The sequence below is a fragment of the Rhizobium sp. P1_C7 genome (assembly GCF_056406295.1).
Genome location: NZ_JBFUAL010000022.1, coordinates 59,782 through 80,185, shown reverse-complemented (window position 1 = coordinate 80,185; position 20,404 = coordinate 59,782). Strand labels below are relative to the sequence as shown.

19 protein-coding genes are annotated in these 20,404 nt (G+C 59.2%); all 19 read right to left on the bottom strand.

Features of this window, described 5'->3' with window-relative positions; translation table 11 throughout:
- Positions 1-10: 10 nt before the first annotated feature.
- Positions 11-1,333 (bottom strand): proline--tRNA ligase, encoded by a 1,323-nt coding sequence (gene proS / locus AC1D2R_RS26335; RefSeq protein WP_477971979.1) that lies wholly within the window; start codon positions 1,331-1,333, stop codon positions 11-13.
- Positions 1,334-1,908: 575 nt separating this feature from the next.
- Entirely contained in the window at positions 1,909-2,190 is a 282-nt protein-coding gene (locus AC1D2R_RS26330) for a DUF1467 family protein (RefSeq protein WP_477971977.1), read from the bottom strand.
- A 134-nt stretch (positions 2,191-2,324) separates the two neighbouring features.
- Positions 2,325-2,729 carry a methylmalonyl-CoA epimerase gene (mce, locus tag AC1D2R_RS26325; protein WP_477971975.1) on the bottom strand — a complete coding sequence of 135 codons (405 nt, stop codon included), beginning with the start codon at positions 2,727-2,729 and terminating at the stop codon, positions 2,325-2,327.
- A 3-nt stretch (positions 2,730-2,732) separates the two neighbouring features.
- Complete coding sequence (locus AC1D2R_RS26320) at positions 2,733-4,403, bottom strand: ribonuclease J (protein WP_477971973.1); 1,671 nt, start codon at positions 4,401-4,403, stop codon at positions 2,733-2,735.
- 17 nt (positions 4,404-4,420) lie between these two features.
- The gene (locus AC1D2R_RS26315; protein ID WP_477971971.1) at positions 4,421-5,185 is read right to left on the bottom strand and encodes a biotin--[acetyl-CoA-carboxylase] ligase; all 765 of its coding nucleotides are present in this window, start codon (positions 5,183-5,185) and stop codon (positions 4,421-4,423) included.
- Positions 5,185-6,630 carry an NADH-quinone oxidoreductase subunit NuoN gene (gene nuoN, locus AC1D2R_RS26310; protein WP_477971969.1) on the bottom strand — a complete coding sequence of 482 codons (1,446 nt, stop codon included), beginning with the start codon at positions 6,628-6,630 and terminating at the stop codon, positions 5,185-5,187. The genes AC1D2R_RS26315 and nuoN overlap by 1 nt, the downstream gene beginning before the upstream one ends.
- A gap of 18 nt (positions 6,631-6,648) precedes the next feature.
- Positions 6,649-8,160, bottom strand: a complete 1,512-nt coding sequence (locus AC1D2R_RS26305; RefSeq protein ID WP_477971967.1) for an NADH-quinone oxidoreductase subunit M — start codon at positions 8,158-8,160, stop codon at positions 6,649-6,651.
- The gene (nuoL, locus tag AC1D2R_RS26300) at positions 8,160-10,160 is read right to left on the bottom strand and encodes an NADH-quinone oxidoreductase subunit L (protein ID WP_477971965.1); all 2,001 of its coding nucleotides are present in this window, start codon (positions 10,158-10,160) and stop codon (positions 8,160-8,162) included. The genes AC1D2R_RS26305 and nuoL overlap by 1 nt, the downstream gene beginning before the upstream one ends.
- Positions 10,161-10,167: 7 nt before the next feature.
- Positions 10,168-10,476: an NADH-quinone oxidoreductase subunit NuoK gene (gene nuoK / locus AC1D2R_RS26295; protein WP_018900202.1), complete on the bottom strand. Its 309-nt coding sequence runs from the start codon at positions 10,474-10,476 to the stop codon at positions 10,168-10,170.
- A 28-nt stretch (positions 10,477-10,504) separates the two neighbouring features.
- A complete protein-coding gene (locus tag AC1D2R_RS26290; protein ID WP_477971963.1) occupies positions 10,505-11,119 on the bottom strand; it encodes an NADH-quinone oxidoreductase subunit J in 615 nt (204 codons plus the stop codon).
- A 141-nt stretch (positions 11,120-11,260) separates the two neighbouring features.
- A complete protein-coding gene (gene nuoI, locus AC1D2R_RS26285) occupies positions 11,261-11,752 on the bottom strand; it encodes an NADH-quinone oxidoreductase subunit NuoI (RefSeq protein ID WP_037063430.1) in 492 nt (163 codons plus the stop codon).
- A gap of 40 nt (positions 11,753-11,792) precedes the next feature.
- Positions 11,793-12,833, bottom strand: a complete 1,041-nt coding sequence (gene nuoH, locus AC1D2R_RS26280; RefSeq protein ID WP_477971961.1) for an NADH-quinone oxidoreductase subunit NuoH — start codon at positions 12,831-12,833, stop codon at positions 11,793-11,795.
- 12 nt (positions 12,834-12,845) lie between these two features.
- Positions 12,846-14,927: an NADH-quinone oxidoreductase subunit NuoG gene (gene nuoG / locus AC1D2R_RS26275; protein WP_477971959.1), complete on the bottom strand. Its 2,082-nt coding sequence runs from the start codon at positions 14,925-14,927 to the stop codon at positions 12,846-12,848.
- 221 nt (positions 14,928-15,148) lie between these two features.
- Positions 15,149-15,784 (bottom strand): helix-hairpin-helix domain-containing protein, encoded by a 636-nt coding sequence (locus AC1D2R_RS26270; protein WP_477971957.1) that lies wholly within the window; start codon positions 15,782-15,784, stop codon positions 15,149-15,151.
- Between the two features lie 5 nt (positions 15,785-15,789).
- Positions 15,790-17,094 (bottom strand): NADH-quinone oxidoreductase subunit NuoF, encoded by a 1,305-nt coding sequence (gene nuoF / locus AC1D2R_RS26265; protein WP_477971955.1) that lies wholly within the window; start codon positions 17,092-17,094, stop codon positions 15,790-15,792.
- Between the two features lie 10 nt (positions 17,095-17,104).
- Positions 17,105-18,244: an NADH-quinone oxidoreductase subunit E gene (locus AC1D2R_RS26260; protein WP_477971953.1), complete on the bottom strand. Its 1,140-nt coding sequence runs from the start codon at positions 18,242-18,244 to the stop codon at positions 17,105-17,107.
- Between the two features lie 16 nt (positions 18,245-18,260).
- Positions 18,261-18,533, bottom strand: a complete 273-nt coding sequence (locus AC1D2R_RS26255) for a hypothetical protein (protein WP_477971951.1) — start codon at positions 18,531-18,533, stop codon at positions 18,261-18,263.
- Positions 18,533-19,723 (bottom strand): NADH-quinone oxidoreductase subunit D, encoded by a 1,191-nt coding sequence (locus AC1D2R_RS26250; protein WP_477971949.1) that lies wholly within the window; start codon positions 19,721-19,723, stop codon positions 18,533-18,535. Before AC1D2R_RS26250 ends, AC1D2R_RS26255 begins: the two co-directional genes overlap by 1 nt.
- Before the next feature lie 73 nt (positions 19,724-19,796).
- Entirely contained in the window at positions 19,797-20,399 is a 603-nt protein-coding gene (locus tag AC1D2R_RS26245) for an NADH-quinone oxidoreductase subunit C (RefSeq protein WP_477971947.1), read from the bottom strand.
- Between the last annotated feature and the right edge of the window lie 5 nt (positions 20,400-20,404).

Genomic DNA, 20,404 nt, shown 5'->3' with positions numbered 1-20,404 from the left:
TCCCGCCTTCTTAGCCCAAGAGCTTGTTGATCGCCGCGTCGATGGTCATCGTTTCGCGGACGCCGGTCTTGCGGTATTTGACTTCTACTTCGCCGTTCGCGACCGCACGCGGACCGGCAATGATCTGGACCGGAACGCCGATCAGATCGGCGGTCGCGAACTTGGTTCCGGCGCGATCATCCGTGTCGTCGTAGAGAACCTCCTTGCCGGCCTTCGAAAGCACGGCGTAGATCTTCTCGCATGCAGCGTCGCAGGCAGCATCGCCCGCCTTCATGTTGATTACGACCGTATCGAACGGCGCCACCGACGCCGGCCAGATGATTCCGTTCTCGTCATGCGAGGCTTCGATGATGGCGGGAACAAGGCGAGTCGGGCCGATACCGTAGGAACCCATGTGAACGGCGTGTTCCTTGCCGTCCGGCCCCTGCACTTTCGCACCCATCGGCTCGGAGTATTTCGTGCCGAAGTAGAAGATGTGGCCGACTTCGATACCGCGCGCGGAAAGACGCTCGGTTTCCGGGATGGCGTTGAACGCAGCTTCGTCGTGCATCTCGGATGTAGCTGCGTAGACCGAGGTCCATTTGTCGAAGATCGCCTTCAGCCCCGCGACATCGTCAAAATCGGTATCGACCGCGGGAATATCGAAATTAACAAAATCCCGGTGGCTATAAACTTCGGATTCGCCGGTATCCGCAAGAATAATGAATTCGTGGCTGAGATCGCCACCGATGGGACCGGTGTCGGCCCGCATGGGGATGGCACGCAGGCCGAGACGATCGAATGTGCGCAGGTAGGCAGCGAACATCTTCTTGTAGGAATGTTCAGCGCCTTCGCGCGTCAGATCGAAGGAATAGGCGTCCTTCATCATGAACTCGCGGGAGCGCATGGTGCCGAAACGCGGACGGATCTCGTCGCGGAATTTCAACTGGATGTGATAGAGGTTCAGCGGCAGGTCCTTATAGGACTTGACGTAGGAACGGAAGATATCCGTTACCATCTCCTCGTTGGTCGGTCCGTACAACATCGGACGATCCTGACGGTCCTTGATGCGCAGCATTTCCTTTCCGTATGCATCATAGCGGCCGCTTTCCTGCCAGAGTTCGGCAGACTGCAACGTCGGCATGGACAGCTCGATCGCTCCCGAGCGGTTCTGCTCCTCGCGAATGATGTTGTTTACCTTGTCGAGGACGCGCTTGCCCAAAGGCAGCCAGGAATAGATCCCTTGCGACTGCTGCCGGATCATGCCAGCGCGCAGCATCAGCCGGTGGGAGACGATTTCCGCCTCCTTGGGATTTTCCTTGAGGATGGGCATGAAATAGCGAGACAGACGCATGGCGAATTCCAGAGCTGTTGAGAAACCGCCGGTGGCGGAATCGAAGGCAATCACGAATGTTGGCAGCGTTCATAACCGCTTCGCGACAGGAAGGAAACCCGCGATAGGTTCAAGCGGCCTTCCGTAAAAGCAAGTTCGCCCGCGCGAAAGAGAAAGACCAAGAAAACCGCGGGATTATAATGGCTTGTACGAAATTCTTATCAACAGAAAAAAAATACTAGAGTGTAGCAAAAATGCAAAAAAATCTGGTGACAAAGCTCATTCTTTGAGCTAGCTTGAGCCCACAAAACAGGCAGAGAGGTAAATCTCTGCCGAATTCGCGGTCAAGTCTTGGGAGGATCAGATCTTAGGCGCGCTAGTCGCAGCCCCGGCAACGGTTAAGGATCACGCGATACTTAGAACAAGGCTTTTAGCCTTGTTTTTTTTTGGTTTTTTGCTTCCGCCATCATACTTCAACGCTCACCACCTGCCGTTACGGAAGGTCTGCATTCCGTAACGGCATCTCCATGCCCCAATATGATGACATCTGCGTGACAGCTTGATTTTGCATCTGCCCAAAAGCTGAGCAAACGCCCTCAGACGTTCGAGAACGAAGGGCCGATCTGTGGCAGGGCGTCAAAACCCCATCCGAAGTAGTTGGAAGAGATATACCAGAGCGCATAGATGACGGCCGAGACGATGGTCGTCGTAGAAAAGACAAAGACCGGGCGAAAGCGCGTCGGCGCGCTGTGAACGGTACCCAGCACAATATCATTGTCGTCCGCTTGCGTCCGCAGGCCGATCGGAAGAACGGCAAAGAGGGTGATCCACCAGACGATGAAGTAGACGGCGAAGCCCTGTAAAAATATCTGCAGCATAATATGTCTCGCTGAACGTCTGCGCGATAACCGCGACTTCCGTCCTTATAAATCCGATCGAGCACTAGCTCCAAGCCGCTTCGCACGCTTTCCCGGCATTTGTCGGGATTTGTGTCACTCCGCCGCAGCCTGACCTAGACCTGTTCAAGCTCGATCAAGGTGCCGAAAAAGTCTTTCGGATGCAGGAAGAGCACCGGCTTGCCGTGCGCTCCGATCTGTGGATCGCCGCCGCCAAGGACCCTCGCGCCGGCACGGATCAGATGGTCGCGGGCGGCGATTATGTCAACAACCTCGTAGCAGACGTGGTGCATGCCGCCGGACGGATTCTTCTCCAGGAAAACGGCAATCTGCGAACCCGCTCCGAGAGGCTCCAGGAGTTCAATTTTCGTATTCGGCAGCTCCACGAACACCACCGTAACGCCATGCTCCGGCAGAGCTTGGGGCAATGACACGATCGCTCCGAGCGTATCTCGATAAACGGCAGTCGCTGACGCCAGGTTCGGTACGGCGAGTGCGACATGGTTGACGCGGCCGAGCATCGGTCAGACCTTGTTGACGAAAACAGTAACGAGCGGCTTCTTGCCCCAGATCTGGTTCGCAGCCGCGCGAATGGCGCGACGGGCGGACTCTTGCAGCAGATCCAGATCCTTGCGGCGGGCACGCGGAATGCTCTCAATGGCGCCGACAGCAGCGTCATAAAGCGCATCTTCCATCTCGTCGCCTTCATCGTCGTAAACAGGCAGACCGATGGCGACGAGATCCGGCTCGCCGACAATGTCATAGCGACCGTCGATGACGAGGTTGAAAGCGACATGGCCGACGTAGGAGAGCTTCTTGCGCTCGCCTATGCCCATTTCGTCGAAATCACCAATCAGCGTGCCGTCTTTGTAGATTCGCCCATGCGGCGCCTCGTCGATCACCTCGACGGGGCCCGGGGCAAGCCGCAGGACATCGCCGTTGCGGACGCGCGGGACGATACCGATACCCGACTGTTCCGCCAACTCCTTGTGGGCCGTCAAATGCGTTGCCTCGCCGTGGACGGGCACGACGATCTTCGGGCGGGTCCATTCATACATCTTCTGCAGCTCGTTGCGGCGCGGATGGCCGGAAACGTGGACCAGCGCCTCGCTGTCGGTGATGCAGTGAACCCCCTGTTCGACGAGACCGTTCTTGATGTCCTGGATAGCCTTTTCATTGCCCGGAATGGCGCGTGACGAGAAGACGACGATGTCGCCCGCTGCAAGCGCGACATTGCGCATTTCGTCACGGGAGAGCTTAGCGAGTGCCGCGCGCGACTCACCCTGGCTTCCCGTCAAAATGACCACGACCTTGTCGCGTGGGATATAGCCGTATTCCTCTTCGGAGATGAACGGCTTTACGCCCTCCATAATGCCGATGTCGCGCGACACGTCGACGACGCGCTTCAGCGAACTTCCGAGCAGCAGGACTTCGCGACCCGCGGCCTCCGCGGCTTCGGCGATCGTTCTGATACGACCGACGTTCGACGAAAACGTGGTGACGGCGACGCGGCCCTCGGCATTCTCGATGATCTTGCGCAGGCTTTCGGAGACATCCTTCTCGGAGGGCGAGACGCCGTCGCGCAGCGCATTGGTGGAGTCGCACATCAGCGCCAACACACCTTCGTCGCCCAGCTGGCGGAAGCGCGTTTCGTCGGTCAGCGGACCCAGCGATGGTTCGTGGTCGATCTTCCAGTCGCCGGTATGGATGACATTGCCCGCCGGCGTGCGGATCATCAGCGACATAGGCTCGGGGATGGAGTGGTTGACGCCCACGCCTTCAATGCTGAACGGTCCGACGTTGATCGTATCGCCAGCGGTAAACGGCGTAATCGGAATTTCACCGATCGCCGCTTTCTCGTAACTCCTCTTGGCCTCCAACAGGCCGGCTGTGAATTTCGAGGCATAAACAGGAACATTGAGGCCGGGCCATAGGTCGGCCAGCGCGCCGTAGTGATCCTCGTGCGCGTGGGTGATAATGATCGCCTTCAGGCTCTTGCGCTGTTTGGCGAGAAAGCGGATGTCGGGCAACACCAGATCGACGCCGGGAAGATCCGGCCCCGGGAAAGTCACGCCGCAGTCGACCATGATCCACTGGCGTTGCTCGGACGGGCCGTAGCCGTAAAGGGCGAGGTTCATACCGATCTCGCCGACGCCGCCCAAAGGCAGAAATACCAGTTCGTCCTGCTTCGCCATAGTCTTCGTTTTTCCAATCATCCAAAGAAGACATCGCCGGCGGCGATCGTCATCATCCTGCCTGCCCCAGTATCGAGCATCAACAGGCCATTATCATCAATTCCGGCGAAGTGGCCGGAAATCGACCGGTCCGGCAGGTTGACCGTTATTTTTTCGCCTATGCCGCACGCCACCTCGCGCCAGCGGGCGGTGATTTCCCGAATGCCGCGACCGCGATCCCAGGCACCTAGCATCTCTGCCATCGAGGCAAAGAGGTGCGCAAAGAGCTCCTCGGGCGAGGCCGCGCTTCCCTGTTCCCGAATGCAGGTCACGGGATAGAGCGGATTGTCCGGCATGACGGCGACATTGACGCCGATACCGATAACTAACGCATGGCGGCCATCGGGCAGGCTTTCGCCCTCGACAAGAATGCCGCAGGTCTTCTTGCGTCCGATCAGAATATCGTTCGGCCACTTTACCTCGAGCCGTTCAGCCTGCGGAGGAAGTACCTGGCGGATCGCATGATGCACAGCAACGGCTACGGCGAGCGGAAGGGAACCAAGGCGCTCCATCGGAGCAGGATCGATCAAGAGCAGCGAGGCATAAAGATTGCCCCGCTCCGAGACCCAGGGCCGCCCTCGGCGGCCGCGGCCGCCGGTCTGTCGTTCCGCTGTCACCCAGAGGAGGCCGCGGTCCCCTGCCCGAGCCCGGGCAAGGCATTCGCTATTGGTGGACGATGTCTCCGACAGAGCCTCGTGCCTGATATCGTCGAGCGACATCCGGCGCCGTGCCTCGAACCTCATCAGAACAGCGTCGCGGCAGCGAGTTCGGCCGCACCGCCAATCGGACCGCCGATGAGGACATAGGCGAGAACGAAGAGGCCGGAAACGCCAAAGACCAGGCGCAGCGAACCTGAAACGCGGGCGAACTCGCCTGTCGCTTCATCGAACCACATCAGCTTGATGACGCGCAGGTAGTAGTATGCGCCGACGACCGATGCGAGCACGCCGATGATGGCCAGTGCATAGAGCTTTGCTTCAATCGCCGCGATGAAGACGAAGTACTTCCCGAAGAAGCCTGCGAGCGGCGGAATACCGGCCAGCGAGAACATGAGAACGGTCAGCACGGTCGCCATGAAGGGATTCGTGGTCGAGAGTCCCGCAAGGTCGCTGACGCTTTCAACCATGGTGCCGTCCTTGCGCCGCATCGACATGATGATCGCAAAACTGCCCAGCGTCATGACCATGTAGATCACCATGTACAGCATCACGCCCGAGACGCCCGTCTGCGTGCCAGCGGCAAGGCCGACGAGCGCATAGCCCATGTGGCCGATCGAAGAGTAGGCCATCAGTCGCTTGATGTTCTTCTGGCCGATTGCGGCGAAGGAGCCGAGCAGCATCGAGGCGATCGAGATGAAGACAACGACCTGCTGCCAGTCCGCGAGGACCGGCTGGAAAGCAGTGATGACGATACGGGTCATCATCGCCATCGCGGCAATCTTCGGGGCGCTTGCGAGGAAGGCCGTGACCGGCGTCGGTGCACCTTCATAGACGTCAGGTGTCCACATGTGGAACGGAACGGCCGAGATTTTGAAGGCGATGCCGGCCAAGATGAAGACGAGGCCGAAGATCAGGCCAAGCGAACGAGCCCCGTCGACGGTGAGAGCATGGGCGACATCAACGAAGTTCGTATGACCGGTGAAACCGTAGACCAGCGACATGCCGTAAAGCAGCATGCCCGAGGACAACGCGCCGAGCACGAAGTACTTCAACCCTGCTTCCGTCGACTTCACGCTGTCTCGGTTGATCGCGGCAATCACGTAGATGGCAAGCGACTGCAGTTCGAGGCCGAGGTAGAGCGAAATCAAGTTATTCGCGGAGATCATCAGCAAAATGCCGAGCGTGCAGAGCACGAGCAGAACCGGGAACTCGAACTTGTCGAGCTGGTTCTCCTTGGCAAGGCCGAGCGACATGAAGAGCGTCACGAAGGAACCAATCAGCGCCGTTATCTTCATGAACCGGCCAAAGCCGTCTGACAGAAAGACGCCGCCATAGGCGAGGCCTTCGCTCGGCACGAAGACGAGCCAGAGCGTGGCGGCCGCGATGACGATCAGCGCGAGAACGCTGACCATGCGGCCTGAGCGTTCGCCCGAAAAGACGCCGATCATCAGCAGAACCAGGGCACCGACCGCGAGGATCAGCTCCGGAATTGAAAGATGCAGGCTTGCGAGAATTGTTTCAGAGGTCATGTCCCAAAAGTCCCGTCATCATTTCATCGACAGCGCAACATCCTGCGCTGCCTGGACTGCGGCTGAATAGCTGTGAACCAGTTGATCGACAGACGCAGCGGTCACGTCGAATACCGGAGCCGGATAGACGCCGAAGAAGAGTGTGAGTGCGATCATCGGATAGAGGATGAGCTGTTCGCGCGGCGTGAGGTCGAGGAGAGCCTTGAGCTTTTCCTTTTCAAGCGCGCCGAAGATCACGCGACGATAGAGCCAAAGTGCGTAGGCAGCCGACAGGATAACGCCCGTCGCGGCAAAGAGCGCAACCCAGCTGTTGACGCGGAAGACACCGATCAGCGTTAGGAATTCACCGACGAAGCCCGACGTACCGGGAAGGCCAACGTTGGCCATCGTGAAAACCATCATCGCAACGGCATACTTCGGCATGTTGTTGACCAGGCCGCCATAGGCCGCGATCTCGCGGGTATGGGTGCGGTCGTAGACAACGCCGACGCAGAGGAAGAGCGCGCCCGAAACGATACCGTGCGACAACATCTGGAAGATCGAGCCCTGCAGACCCTGCGCATTGGCAGCGAAGATTCCCATCGTCACGTATCCCATGTGGGCGACCGACGAGTAGGCGATCAGCTTCTTGATGTCGTCCTGCATCAGCGCAACCAGCGAAGTGTAAATGATGGCGATGACCGACAGCGCGAAGACCATCGGCGCGAAGTAGTCAGAGGCGACGGGGAACATGCCGAGCGAGAAGCGGATCAGGCCGTAGCCACCGAGCTTCAGGAGCACGCCCGCCAGGATGACCGAACCTGCCGTCGGCGCCTGAACGTGGGCGTCGGGAAGCCATGTGTGGACGGGCCACATCGGCATCTTAACCGCGAACGAGGCGAAGAAGGCAAGCCATAGCCAGGTCTGCATCTGCGGCGGGAACTTGTAGGCCAGCAGCGCCGGAATATCCGTCGTGCCGGCCTGCCAGTACATCGCCATGATGGCGAGCAGCATCAGCACCGAGCCAAGCAACGTGTAGAGGAAGAACTTATAGCTGGCGTAGACGCGATCCTTGCCGCCCCAGACGCCGATGATGAGGAACATCGGGATTAGGCCCGCTTCGAAGAAGACGTAGAAGAGAACGATATCGAGCGACACGAAGACGCCGACCATCATCACTTCAAGCACCAGGAAGGCGATCATGTATTCCTTCAGGCGCTTCTCGACGGCGAACCAGCTGGCCAGCACGCAAAAGGGCATGAGGAAGGTCGACAGGATCACGAACAGCATGGAAATACCGTCGATACCCATGTGATAGCTGATGCCGGTGCCGAGCCAGCCGTGCTTTTCGATCATCTGGAAGCCGGGGTTCGCGTTATCGAAGCCGATCCAGATGAAGAGCGAGACGATGAAGGTGACGACTGTGGTGAGCAACGCGATGTTGAGCACGTTGCGGCGACCGCTGGGACCGTTCTCGTTCATCAGAAGCAGGAGCACCACGCCGACGAACGGCAGAAAGGTGACCGTGGAAAGAATAGGCCAATCGGTCATCAGAGGGCACTCCCGAGCATCATCCAGGTAACGAGCGCAGCGATGCCGATCAGCATGGCGAACGCGTAGTGATAGAGGTAACCGGTCTGCAGACGGACCACGCGGTTGGTGACGTCGACGACGCGTGCCGCAATGCCGTTGGGTCCGTAGGTGTCGATAACGCCGACGTCGCCCTTCTTCCACAGGAAGCGCCCAAGCGCCTTTGCCGAGCGGACGAAGAGGAAGTCGTAGAGCTCATCGAAATACCACTTGTTCAAGAGGAACTGGTAGAGCACGCGGTGTTGCTTGGCGAGGACAGCCGGCGTCGACGGCGACTTGATGTACATGTACCAGGCCGTAACGAAACCGATGATCATCGCGATGAAAGGGCTGAGCGCAACAAGAGCCGGGACGTGATGGAAATGCTCCAGCAGTTCGTTTTCCTTCGACGTGAAGAGCGCGCCCTTCCAGAACTCGGCATACTCCTCGCCGTAGAATCGGCCTTCAAACAGGAAGCCAGCGGCGACAGCGCCAATCGCCAGGATGTAGAGCGGCACCAGCATGACCTGCGGCGATTCGTGCACGTGATGCATGACCTCGTGCGAAGCGCGGGGCTTGCCATAGAAGGTCATGAAGATCAAGCGCCAGGAATAGAAGCTGGTGAAGAGAGCTGCAATCACAAGCATTGCGAAGGCGAAGCCTGCGACGGGAGAGTGAGAAGCATACGCTGCCTCGATGATCACGTCCTTCGAGAAGAAGCCCGCAAAGCCGACCGGGGTGAACGGAATGCCGACACCGGTGATGGCGAGCGTGCCGATGATCATCATGGCGAAGGTCGTCTTAATGTGCGGGCGCAGGCCACCCATGTAACGCATGTCTTGCTCGCCGTCGACGGCATGGATGACCGAGCCGGCGCAAAGGAACAGAAGGGCCTTGAAGAAAGCATGCGTAAAGAGATGGAAGATAGCCGCGCCATAGGCGCCGACGCCAAGCGCCACGAACATGTAGCCGAGCTGCGAACAGGTCGAATAGGCGATGACGCGCTTGATGTCGTTCTGCACGAGGCCGACGGTTGCGGCGAAGAAGGCAGTGATGGCGCCAATGACGGTCACCACAACCAGAGCATCAGGCGATAGCTCGAACAATGGCGACATGCGGGCGACAAGGAAAACGCCGGCGGTGACCATGGTTGCGGCATGGATCAGTGCCGAAACCGGCGTAGGGCCTTCCATGGCATCCGGCAGCCAGGTGTGGAGCAGGAACTGCGCCGACTTGCCCATCGCGCCCATGAAGAGCAGTAGGCAGGCGCCAGTCAGCGCATGCGCCTTGTCGAGATGCATACCGAAGAGGTTGAGAACGATTTCGCCGCCCTCGCCGCCACCTTCCGCCGGGGCAAAGCTCGCGGCATTGGCGAAGATGGTATCGAAATTGATCGCGCCGAAGAGAACGAAGAGACTGGCAATACCGAGGATGAAGCCGAAGTCGCCGACGCGGTTGACGATAAAGGCCTTGATGGCGGCTGCATTCGCCGACGGCTTTTTGAACCAGAAGCCGATGAGCAGATAAGAGGCCAGACCAACACCTTCCCAGCCGAAGAACATCTGGGCGAGATTATCGGACGTCACCAGCATCAGCATGGCGAAGGTGAAGAGTGAGAGGTAAGCGAAGAAGCGCGGGCGATGCGGGTCATGATGCATGTACCCGATCGAATAGACGTGAACCAGAGTCGAGACCGTGTTGACGACGATCAGCATGACCGAGGTCAGCGTATCGATGCGCAGTGCCCAGGAGACGTCGATGCCGCCGGACTGGATCCAGCGCAGCACCTCGACCTTGACCGGGCCTCCTTCGTGGTGGCCCATGCCGACTGTGAAGAAGACGTACCAGGACAGGACCGCGGCAATCACCATGAAGCCGGTGGTTACAAATTCCGATGCCTTGGCGCCGATCGCGCGGCCAAAAAGGCCGGCGATGACAGCCCCAATCAGGGGAAGAAAGACGATAGCCTTATATAAAAACATAGCGTTATCAGCCCTTCATCATATTGACGTCTTCCACGGCGATGGAGCCGCGGTTGCGGTAGAAGACGACGAGAATTGCGAGACCGATGGCCGCTTCAGCAGCAGCGACGGTCAGAATGAACAATGCGAAGACTTGGCCGACGATGTCATTCAGGAACGACGAGAACGCAACCATGTTGATGTTGACCGCAAGCAGAATAAGCTCGATCGACATCAGAATGACGATGATGTTCTTCCGGTTCAGGAAGATGCCGAAGACGCCGAGCGTGAAGAGGATGGCGCTGACCGTCAGGTAATGGGAAAGTCCGATGACCATTGTATTTTTCCTTAAGCTCGCGCCTGCCTCAAAGACCCTGCCCAGGCTTCACCGTGACCACCTCGACGGCGGTCTTCGGGTTGCGGGCAACCTGATCGGCAATGTTCTGCCGCTTGACGTGCGTCCGGTGCTTCAGCGTCAGGACAATAGCCCCGATCATCGCAACGAGCAGCACGAGGCCGGCGACCTGGAAGAAGTAGACGTAATTCGTGTACAGCACATCGCCGAGAGCAGCGGTGTTCGTCCGCACGGTGATGGCCGGAATCGGCATAGCGACCGACTTGGCGACCTCCGGCGAAATGACGGTTCCGCCGACGACAACGATCAGTTCGGCCGCGAGGATCACCCCGATCAGCGCGCCGATCGGCGCATATTCAAGAACGCCCGCGCGCAGCTCAGTGAAGTCGATGTCGAGCATCATGACCACAAAGAGGAAGAGAACGGCCACGGCGCCGACATATACGACGAGCAGGATCATCGCCAGGAATTCGGCGCCGAGCAGCAGGAACAGGCCAGCCGCGTTAAAGAAAACCAGAATCAGGAAGAGAACCGAATGAACCGGGTTCTTCGACCAGATAACCATGAACGCCGACGCTATCGCGATGAAGGCGAAAAGATAGAAAAAAAGAGCCTGCAGACCCATGTTGGTGCCTTTTTCATCTTCCCCCGGGCAGCCGGGAGTTTCCCTGCCCGATGAAGCTTCGCGCGGACATATCCAGCAAAGCCTAGGTGCATATTGACCGGAAGACGCGCTGTGCAGCCTCTTCCGGCATTTTCAAGTCGATCAGCGGTACGGAGAGTCCAACGCGATGTTGCGCGCGATTTCGCGTTCCCACCGGTCGCCGTTCTCCAGAAGCCGCGCCTTGTCGAAGTAGAGCTCTTCGCGGGTTTCCGTGGCAAATTCGAAATTCGGGCCTTCGACAATCGCATCGACCGGGCATGCCTCCTGGCAGAAGCCGCAGTAGATGCACTTCACCATGTCGATATCGTAACGCACCGTGCGGCGCGTACCATCGTTGCGGCGTGGGCCGGCTTCGATGGTGATCGCCTGGGCAGGACAGATCGCCTCGCAAAGCTTGCAGGCGATGCAGCGCTCCTCGCCGTTGGGATAACGGCGCAATGCGTGTTCACCACGGAAGCGCGGGCTGACGGGACCCTTCTCGAAGGGATAGTTGATTGTTGCCTTCTGCTTAAAAATGTACCGAAAGGTCAGCCAGAACGCACTGACGAATTCCTTCAGGAACAGCGAGCTGACAGCGTTGGACAAGCCTGCCATCTTCAACCTCCAAAATTGCTAGAAACGAGGGCCGGCATAATCACGAACCCATCAGCTTCAGCACGAATGCAACAATGACGACCATTGCGAGCGACAGCGGAAGGAAGACCTTCCAGCCGAGGCGCATGAGCTGGTCGTAGCGATAGCGGGGAACGAATGCCTTGACCATCGCGAACATGAAGAACACCAGGCACGACTTAAGCATGAACCAGATGATACCCGGAACCCAATTCAGGAACCACACGTCAACCGGCGGCAGCCAGCCTCCGAGGAACAGGATCGTCGTCAGCGAGCACATCAGGACGATGGCTGCGTATTCGCCGAGCATGAACATCATGTAGAGCGCGGAGCCATACTCAACCATGAAGCCGGCGACGAGTTCCGATTCCGCTTCCGGAAGGTCGAAGGGCGGGCGGTTCGTCTCAGCTAGCGCCGAAATGAAGAAGATGATGAACATCGGGAACAGTGCCAGCCAATGCCAGTCCAGGAAGGACGCCGGCAGACCGAGGCGTGTTCCAAGACCGCTCTGCTGAGCGTGAACTATATCCGTGAGGTTCAGCGAACCCACGCAAAGCAGGACGGTGACGATGACGAAGCCAATGGAGACTTCGTAGGAGACCATCTGTGCAGCGGAGCGAAGCGCACCGAGGAAGGGATACTTCGAGTTCGAAGCCCAGCCGCCCATGATGACGCCGTACACTTCGAGAGACGAAATCGCAAAGATGTAGAGAACGCCGACGTTGATGTTGGAAATCACCCAGCCATCGGCAAACGGCACTACAGCCCAGGTCGACAGCGCCAGCAGCACGGTCACAAGCGGGGCAAGCAGGAAGACAGCCTTGTCGGCACCGGCAGGAATTACGGGTTCCTTGAAGACGAACTTCAAAAGATCGGCGAAGGACTGGAAAAGACCGAACGGACCTACCACATTCGGACCACGGCGCAGTTGGACGGCTGCCCAGATCTTGCGGTCGGCCAACAAGATGTAGGCGATGAAGACGAGGAGGCAGACGAGGACGAGAAGCGACTGAGCGACCATGATGAGGCCGGGCCAGACGTATGTTGAAAAGAACGATTCCATAGTCCCCTGCCCTTACTCTGCCGCGACTTTGAAGTTGTTGCGGGCCAATGCCGAGCACTCGGCCATGACAGCCGAAGCGCGCGCGATTGGGTTCGTCAAATAGAAGTCTTTCACAGGCGACGCAAACCCGGATTTGTTCATCTTGCCGGCTTTTTTCGCAACTGCGGCAATTTTGGCGCTGTCGCTTTCGGCAATCTCGTCGAGCGCTGCGAAATGCGGGAACGCCGCATACAGCCGGGCACGCAATTGGCTAAGCGAATCAAACGGAAGCTTCTTGCCGAGCACGTCGGATAGCGCCCGGATGATTGCCCAGTCTTCGCGAGCATCGCCCGGTGCAAAGCCGGCGCGATTGCTCATCTGCACGCGGCCTTCGGTGTTGACCCAGGTGCCCGACTTCTCGGTGTAGGCAGCAGCCGGTAGAATGACGTCGGAGTTCTGCGCGCCCTCGTCGCCGTGCGAGCCGATGTAGACCGTGAGCTTCGCCTTCTTCGCCGTGAAGTTCAGTTCGTCGGCACCGAGCAGGAAGAGTACGTCCATCGAGGTCAGCATTTCGGCAACGTTGACGCCCTTTGCGCCCGGCACGAAGCCGAGGTCAAGACCGCCGACGCGCGAGGCTGCGGTGTGAAGGACGGCAAAGCCATTCCAGCCTTCGACGACCGCGCCGACATTGCCGGCGAGCTTTGCGGCACTTGCGAGCACGCCGGAGCCATCGGAGCGCGAAAGAGCGCCTTGGCCGATGATGATCATCGGCTTCTTGGCCTCCGTCAGAACCTTGGCGAAGGCATGGTTGCCATCGACCAGATCCTTCAGCGTATCCGGACCGGAGCCCAGGTATTCGTAATTGTAGCGAAGTTCGCCGCCCTCGCCGATCACGCCGATCGGGAAGTTGCCGCGACGCCAGCGCTTGCGGATGCGGGCGTTGAGAACGGCCGCTTCGAAGCGCGGGTTGGAGCCGATGATGAGAAGAGCGTCAGCCTGCTCGATGCCTTCGATCGTCGGATTGAAGACGTAGCTCGCGCGGCCGAGCGATGGATCAAGTGCCGTCCCATCCTGGCGACAGTCGAGGTTCACGGAACCAAGCGACCTCACCAGCTCGGAGAGCGCGTACATTTCTTCGACGGAGGCGAGGTCGCCCGCGATCGCGCCGATCCTCTCGCCAGATGTCGCCGAAACAGCCGCCGTGATCGCGCCAAAGGCTTCTGCCCAAGTGGCAGGCTGCAGGCGCCCGCCCTTGCGGACGTAAGGCTTGTCCAGGCGCTGCGTCTTCAGGCCATCCCAGATGAACCGGCTCTTGTCGGAGATCCACTCCTCATTGATCTGGTCGTTGACGCGCGGCAGAACGCGCATGACTTCGCGGCCGCGCGTATCGACGCGGATCGCCGAACCAAGCGCGTCCATGACGTCGATCGATTCGGTTTTGTTCAGCTCCCAGGGACGTGCCGTGAAGGCGAAAGGCTTGGAGGTGAGCGCGCCGACCGGGCAGAGGTCAACCACGTTGCCCTGCAGCTCGGAGGTCATCGCCTGTTCGAGGTAAGTGGTGATCTCGGCGTCTTCGCCGCGGCCGATCAGGCCGAGTTCGGCAATGCCGGCAACCTCGGTCGTAAAGCGAACGCAGCGCGTGCAGTGGATGCAGCGGTTCATCACCGTCTTGACGAGCGGGCCGATGTACTTGTCTTCGACGGCGCGCTTGTCTTCCTGATATCGCGAGCTATCGATGCCGAAGGCCATTGCCTGGTCCTGCAGGTCGCATTCGCCACCCTGATCACAGATCGGGCAATCCAACGGATGGTTGATCAGCAGGAATTCCATCACGCCTTCGCGGGCTTTCTTGACCATCGGCGTGTTGGTGAACACCTCCGGCAGCTCGCCGTTCGGGCCGCCACGAATATCGCGCACGCCCATAGCGCAGGATGCCTGCGGCTTCGGCGGGCCACCCTTGACCTCGACGAGGCACATGCGGCAATTGCCGGCAACCGAAAGGCGTTCATGGAAGCAGAAGCGCGGAACTTCAGCACCGGCTTCCTCACACGCCTGAATGAGGGTGTAATGATCCGGGACTTCGATCTCGTTACCGTCAATCTTCAGTTTTGCCATCGTCACTCAGTCCTGTTTTCCGTTTGCCGGATGGCGGCAAACAAACCTAATTTGCAACGCATCCACTGCCAGGCCGGATTTTTATCCCGCTAGCACCGGTATCGTCCCAATTCTATCCTCCGACCCCAAAGGATCGGCACCCGGCCTTCGCAGCGTGAGGCCCTGCCCATACGCTATCCTGCCCTAGCGTCTGCTTCGGCCCATTCACGTCGGCCGAAAATTCAAGTCCGCTTCCGGCCCTTCGCCGCAAGTTCCTTAGCCTGTGTCGTCCAGCCATCGCGTGCGATACGGCCGCCAAAGCCGAGCTCTGCATCGATCCGGGCGATATCGTCGTCCGTCCATGCGGCAATGTCCCCGAAGGTGCGGACGCCCTTGGCATTCAGCACCTGCTCCAGCTTCGGGCCGACGCCCGGGATCTGCTTCAGATCGTCCGCTTTCCGGCCCCGGGATGTCGACTTCGCCTTTGTGGCCGCCACGCCGGCGACCGGCTCGGACACCGGGACGACCAGTTTCACTTTGCTCGCCACTTTCCTTACGGGTGCCGAGCGAATGTTCTCAGGCTTGACCACGATTTCAGGCTTCGCCTCTTCAGGCGGCGTCTCATCGAGAACGGCCTTCAGCTTGTTGGAGGCTTCCATCGCGCCTTGCAGGGCGCCGAAGAACGCGCCAGCCATCTGGGACGAAAACCCGAAACCGATCGCTGTCGCAGCGGCCATCGCCGCAGCCGGATTGACCATAAGCGGCGGCAACGGCAATGCGCGGGCATTTTCCAGCATCTCGGCAGCAAGACGGCTGAAGTCAGCCGAAAAATCGACCGCTCCTTCCTTATCAGTGCTGTCGGGCGCCTTCGTCATCATCAGCCTTATTCTGCGGCCTCGAGAACCGCACCGTGATCCATCGCGCTCGCTGTATACTGGTCGATGCGTGCTTCGATCTCAGGACGGAAATTACGGATCAGGCCCTGCACCGGCCACGCAGCGGCATCGCCGAGCGCACAAATAGTGTGGCCTTCGATCTGTTTGGTAACCTGGAACAGCATGTCGATTTCGCGCTTCTGGGCGTTGCCCTTTGCCATGCGCTCCATGACCCGCCACATCCAGCCGGTACCTTCACGACACGGCGTGCACTGGCCGCAGCTCTCGTGCTTGAAGAAAGCAGAGATGCGGGCGATCGCCTTGATGACGTCGGTAGACTTGTCCATGACGATCGAGGCGGCCGTTCCGAAGGAGGAACCGACCGCGCGCAGACCATCGAAGTCCATCGGGCAATCGATGATGTCCTTGGCAGGAACGATCGGGCACGACGCACCGCCCGGAATGACGGCAAGCAGGTTGTCCCAACCGCCGCGGATACCGCCGGCGTGCTTGTCGACGAGTTCACGGAAGGTGATGCCCATTTCCTCTTCGACCGTGCACGGCTTGTTGACGTGGCCGGAGAGCATGAACAGCTTTGTACCGACGTTGTTCGGACGACCGAGTGCAGAAAACCAGCCAGCGCCACGGCGCAGGATGGTAGGAGCAACTGCGATCGATTCGACGTTATTGACAGTCGTCGGGCAGCCGTAGAGGCCCATGTTTGCCGGGAACGGCGGCTTCAGACGCGGCTGGCCCTTCTTGCCTTCGAGGCTTTCGAGCAAGGCGGTCTCTTCGCCACAGATGTAGGCGCCGGCGCCGTGATGAACATAGATATCAATGGGGTAGCCGAGCTTGTTGCTCTTGCCCAGCAGACCGTAGTCGTAGCATTCGTCGATCGCGGCTTGCAGCGCCTCGCGTTCGCGGATGTATTCGCCACGCACGTAGATGTAGGCTGCATTCGCACCCATGGCGAAGCTCGCAATCACGCAGCCTTCGATCAGCGTATGCGGATCGTGGCGCATGATGTCGCGGTCTTTGCAGGTGCCCGGTTCCGACTCGTCGGCATTGACGACGAGGTAGTGCGGTCGGCCATCGCTTTCCTTGGGCATGAAGGACCACTTGAGACCGGTTGGGAAGCCTGCGCCACCGCGTCCGCGAAGGCCTGATGCCTTCATCTCGTTGATGATCCAGTCGCGACCCTTTTCGAGGATCTGCTTGGTGCCATCCCAGTGGCCGCGGCTCATCGCGCCCTTCAGGGACTTGTCCTTGAGGCCGTAGATATTGGTAAAGATGCGGTCTTTATCTTGTAACATGCTTCACCTCTTACCGCGGCTTCTTACCGAAGACCTTGATATATTCCGCTTCACCGCCCTTGGCGAGCGCCTTGGCCTGCTTGACCCAATCGTCGTGCTCGATGCGGCCTTTGAAGTTCAGGTAGCCGTCGACCCATTCACGCTCGGCTTTCTTCCAGCTCGCGACCTGCGCAAAGGTGAAGATGCCGAGTTCGTGGAGCGTACCTTCGATCTTAGGACCAACGCCCGCGATCAGCTTCAGATCGTCCGGAGCAGCAGGCTTGTCGATTCCTGCCGGACGGTTCTTGTCGGTGAGCGCAGGCTTCTCTGCCGTTGCTGCAGGCATAACGACGGCTGCCGCAGCGGCCTGTTCCTCGACAGCCTTGACGTTCTTCGCGGCGGCCTTCGGCGCCGTTACCGGCGTCTTCAGTGCAGCGTTGGTCTCAGCGTCGGTGCTTTTCGGGCGAGCGGCTTCAGACGGAGGAACTGGCGCAGCGTCGACTTTTGCCGTCGCGGCTTCGGCTACAGCCTTCTTGGCGGAAGCCTTCTTCGCCTTGGGCTCTGCATCCGTCAGCGTCGTCGGACCGCCTTCGGGCGACGAAAAGTGGCGGTGGATCTGTGGGCCCGGCGTGATGCTCGCGCCGTTGCCGGCGTCAAACGTATCGATGATCTCTTCCAGGCGTTCCGGCGTCAGATCCTCAAAGGTGTCCTTGCCGATCATGACCATCGGCGCATTGACGCATGCCCCCAGACATTCGACTTCTTCCCAAGACAGCGTGCCTTCGGCATTGCGCGCGAACGGATGATGGTGGATCTTGCTCTTGCAGACCGACATAAGGCCTTCCGAACCGCGCAGCATGCAGGGCGTGGTGCCGCAAACCTGAATGTGAGCGCGCGTCCCGACCGGGTTCAGCTGGAACTGGGTGTAAAAAGTCGCGACCTCGAGGACACGAATGTAAGCCATATCCAGCATGTCCGCGACCTTTTCGATCGCGGCGCGGGTGACCCAGCCATCCTGCTCTTGAGCCCGCATCAATAGCGGAATGACCGCCGATTGCTGACGGCCCGCGGGATATTTCTGGATCGTCTTATCCACCCAGGCGGCATTTTCCTCGCTGAAGGAAAACGCGGCTGGCTGGAATTGATCTTCGGCTAGTCGACGAACGGACATTCTTCCTCACGCCTTGTCAGTTTAGGGTCCCACACTGCGATGCCGTCAGAGACTTCATCTCGCAAGCGTAGGCCGACTGGTCTTTTTGCAAAAACACAACGAATTTGCCGCCATTCGGAACGGCGGCCTTGATTTCATAGCCCTTGGACAGCAACTCGCCCATGGAAGCCTTTGCCGTCGGCGGCGTTGCCTCCTCCTGGCCCAGTTTGGGACCCATTCCACCAACGTCCTGGGCGTGAGCCCCGGATGCAGCGAGAAGAACAACAGCAACGAGCGGCAGCAGACGCATCAGCGGTCGACCTCGCCGAACACGATGTCGAGCGAGCCGAGAACAGCCGTCACGTCCGCGAGCATATGGCCCTTGCAGAGGAAATCCATCGCCTGAAGATGAGCATAGCCCGGTGCGCGGATCTTGCAGCGGTAAGGCTTGTTACTGCCGTCGGAGATGACGTACACGCCGAACTCGCCCTTCGGCGCTTCGACGGCCGCGTACACTTCGCCGGCCGGCACGTGATAGCCCTCGGTGTAGAGCTTGAAATGGTGGATGAGCGCTTCCATCGAGCGCTTCATCTCGCCGCGCTTCGGCGGCACGACCTTACCGTCGATCGACGACACCGGTCCGGTCTTCGCATCGCCCATCAGCCGCTCGACGCACTGCTTCATGATGCGGACGGACTGGCGCATTTCAATCATTCGGATCAGGTAGCGATCGTAGCAGTCACCGTTCTTACCGATCGCGATATCGAATTCCATGTCGTTGTAGCATTCGTAGGGCTGCGAACGGCGCAGATCCCATGCAGCGCCCGAACCGCGAACCATGACGCCAGAGAAGCCCCAGGACCATGCATCTTCCAACGAGACGACGCCGATGTCGACGTTGCGCTGCTTGAAAATGCGGTTGTGGGTCAGCAGGCCTTCGATGTCGTCCAGGATCTTCAGGAAAGGATCGCACCACTTGCCGATATCCTCAACCAGTTCCGGCGGAATGTCCTGATGGACGCCGCCAGGGCGGAAGTAGGCCGAGTGCATGCGGGCGCCGCAGGCGCGCTCGTAAAACACCATGAGCTTTTCACGCTCTTCGAAGCCCCAGACCGGCGGCGTCATTGCGCCAACGTCCATGGCCTGAGTCGTGACGTTCATGATGTGCGACAGGATACGGCCGATTTCCGAGTAGAGAACCCGGATCAACTGACCGCGGATCGGAATTTCGAGCTTCAGCATCTTCTCGACGGCAAGCGCGAAGGCATGTTCCTGGTTCATCGGCGCGACGTAGTCGAGGCGGTCGAAATAGGGAACGGCCTGCAGATAGGTCTTCGATTCGATCAGCTTCTCAGTGCCGCGATGCAGAAGGCCGATATGCGGATCGACGCGCTCGATAATTTCGCCGTCGAGTTCAAGAACGAGACGCAAAACACCGTGCGCGGACGGGTGTTCCGGTCCGAAATTGATCGTAAAGTTGCGAACGTTATGTTCAGTCATAGCGACGCGCTCCGCGCTGGCAATTGGCATAAGACGGCGAACCGAGAGGCATCAAGAGATACGAGCCTCATCGTTATTTCCCCGCCTTCTCGTCTCCCGGCAGCACGTAGTCCGTGCCTTCCCAAGGGGACATGAAATCGAAATTGCGGAACTCCTGCTTCAATTCGACAGGTTCATAGACGACGCGCTTGGCGGCATCGTCGTAACGCACCTCGACGTATCCTGTCGTCGGGAAGTCCTTGCGCAGCGGATGCCCCTCGAAACCGTAGTCGGTGAGAATACGGCGAAGGTCTGCATGACCGGAGAAGGGAATACCGTACATGTCCCAGGCTTCACGCTCGAACCACTCGGCACCCTTGTAGACCGATGTCGCCGACGCCACCGATTCACCGTCGGCCACGGCAACCTTGATGCGGATGCGCTGGTTCTGTTTCGGCGACAGCAGGTGATAGACAACGTCAAAGCGCTTCTCGCGCTGAGGCCAGTCAACACCGCAGATGTCGATCATGCTGATGAAACCGCAGCGTACGTCGTCGCGCAGGAAAGTCAGCAGGGCCAGAATCGTTTCCGGCGTTGCTTTCACGGTCAGTTCATTGTGGCTGATAGACGCATCAACAATCAGGTCGCCGCGCATCTCTCGGAGATACGACGACAGTTCGCTCAAGGCTTCACTCATAACAG